Origin of the sequence: Mycobacterium sp. 1165178.9, assembly GCF_001673555.1 — a bacterium.
Taxonomy (GTDB): Bacteria; Actinomycetota; Actinomycetes; order Mycobacteriales; family Mycobacteriaceae; genus Mycobacterium.
Genome location: NZ_LZMB01000252.1, coordinates 1 through 2,195, shown reverse-complemented (window position 1 = coordinate 2,195; position 2,195 = coordinate 1). Strand labels below are relative to the sequence as shown.

At 71.9% G+C, this 2,195-nt stretch carries 2 protein-coding genes and 1 pseudogene; all 3 read left to right on the top strand.

What is annotated here, in order from left to right:
- Window positions 1-8 precede the first annotated feature (8 nt).
- On the top strand, window positions 9-386 hold the full coding sequence (locus tag A5652_RS11395) for a cytidine deaminase (protein WP_067350704.1): 378 nt from the start codon (window positions 9-11) through the stop codon (window positions 384-386).
- Window positions 383-1,675, top strand: coding sequence for a thymidine phosphorylase (locus A5652_RS11390; protein WP_067350701.1), 1,293 nt, complete (start codon window positions 383-385; stop codon window positions 1,673-1,675). The genes A5652_RS11395 and A5652_RS11390 overlap by 4 nt, the downstream gene beginning before the upstream one ends.
- Window positions 1,672-2,195: pseudogene (locus tag A5652_RS11385) on the top strand (adenosine deaminase); the annotation flags it as partial. The gene A5652_RS11390 and the pseudogene A5652_RS11385, both read left to right, overlap by 4 nt.

The following is a 2,195-nucleotide window of genomic DNA, read 5'->3' as shown; positions in this document are numbered from 1 at the left end:
GGAAGTCGTTGCGGGACAAGGCAATCGATGTGTCCGGGGGTGCCTATGCACCGTACTCGCGGTTGCGCGTCGGGGCGGCCGCGCTGGTCGATGACGGCCGGGTGGTGACCGGGTGCAATGTGGAGAACGTCTCATATGGCCTTGGTCTCTGTGCCGAATGCGCCGTGGTGTGCGCCCTGTATTCGACCGGCGGCGGCCGGCTGGTCGCGCTGGCGTGCGTGGACGGGCGGGGCTCGGTGCTGATGCCGTGCGGCCGGTGCCGGCAGGTGCTGGCCGAACACGGCGGCCCCGAACTGCTGATCGACCATCCGGGTGGGCCGCGCCGGCTCGGCGACCTGCTGCCCGACGCCTTCGGCCCCGACGACCTGGCCGCGGGGCGCGGGTGACTGAGCCCGCGTTCGACGCGCCCACCGTGATCAAGACCAAGCGTGACGGCGGCCGGTTGTCCGGCGCCGCCATCGACTGGGTCATAAACGCCTACACCGACGGCCGGGTGGCAGAAGAACAGATGGCGGCCCTGCTGATGGCGATCCTGTTGCGGGGCATGGACCGGGGCGAGACGGCCCGCTGGACCGCGGCGATGCTGGCGTCGGGCAATACGCTCGACTTCCGCGACTTGGGCCTGACCACCGTCGACAAGCACTCCACGGGCGGGGTGGGGGACAAGATCACCCTGCCCCTGGTGCCCGTCGTCGCCGCCTGCGGGGCCGCCGTGCCGCAGGCGTCGGGCCGTGGGCTCGGCCATACCGGCGGCACCCTGGACAAGCTCGAATCCATCGCCGGGTTCACCGCCGAGCTGTCCAACCGGCGCGTGCGGGACCAGCTGCGCGAGATCGGCGCGGCCATCTTCGCCGCCGGGGATCTGGCCCCGGCCGATGCCAAGCTCTACGCGCTGCGCGACATCACCGCCACTGTCGAGTCGCTGCCGTTGATCGCCAGCTCGGTGATGAGCAAGAAGCTGGCCGAGGGGGCCGGCGCGCTGGTGCTCGACGTGAAGGTCGGTTCCGGGGCGTTGCTGGACTCCGAGCGGCAGTGCCGCGAGCTGGCGCACACCATGGTCGAACTGGGCGCCGCGCACGGGGTGCCCACCCGCGCGCTGCTGACGGACATGAGCCGCCCGCTGGGCGCGACCGTCGGCAATGCCCTCGAGGTCGCCGAGTCGCTCGAGGTACTGGCCGGGGGCGGCCCGCCCGATGTGATCGAGCTGACGCTGCGGCTCGCCTCCGAGATGCTCGAGCTGGCCGGGATCGAGGACCGCGATCCCGCCGACACCCTGCGCGACGGCACCGCGATGGACCGCTTCCGCCGGCTCGTCGCGGCCCAGGGCGGCGACTTGGCGGTGCCGTTGCCCATCGGTCGGCATGCCGAGAACGTGACGGCCCCGCGAGGCGGCACAATGGGCGATATCGACGCGATGGCAGTGGGGCTGGGGGCATGGCGGCTCGGTGCGGGCAGGTCCCGCCCGGGCGAACGGGTGCAGTCGGGCGCGGGCATCCGCATCCACCGCCGCCCCGGCGAGCCGGTCACCGCCGGTGCGCCGGTGTTCACCCTCTACACCGACACCCCGGAGCGCTTCGATGCCGCGCTCGCCGAGCTGGACGGTGGCTGGAGCATCGCCGGCGATGCGGCCGCGATCCAGTCCCGGCCGCTGATCATCGATCGGATCGTCGCATGACCGCGCCGCTGGGGCTCGAGCAGATCCGGAAGGCCCCCAAGGCCCTGTTGCACGACCACCTCGACGGCGGGCTGCGCCCGTCGACCGTGCTGGAGATCGCCGGGCAGATCGGCTACGACGGGCTGCCCGCCACCGACGTCGACGAGCTGGCGAGGTGGTTTCGCACCCGCTCGCACAGCGGCTCGCTGGAGCGCTACCTGGAGCCGTTCTCGCACACCGTGGCCGTGATGCAGACACCCGAGGCGCTGCATCGGGTCGCCTACGAGTGCGTGGAGGATCTGGCCCAAGACTCGGTGGTGTACGCCGAGATCCGGTTCGCGCCCGAGTTGCACATCGACCGTGGGCTGTCCTTCGATGCGATCGTCGACGCCGTGCTGGCCGGTTTCGCCGATGGCGAGAAGGCGAGCGCGGCGGCGGGGCGCCCGATCGTGGTGCGCCTGTTGGTCACCGCGATGCGCCACGCGGCGGTGTCCCGGGAGATCGCCGAGCTCGCAATCCGATTCCGGGACAAGGGAGTTGT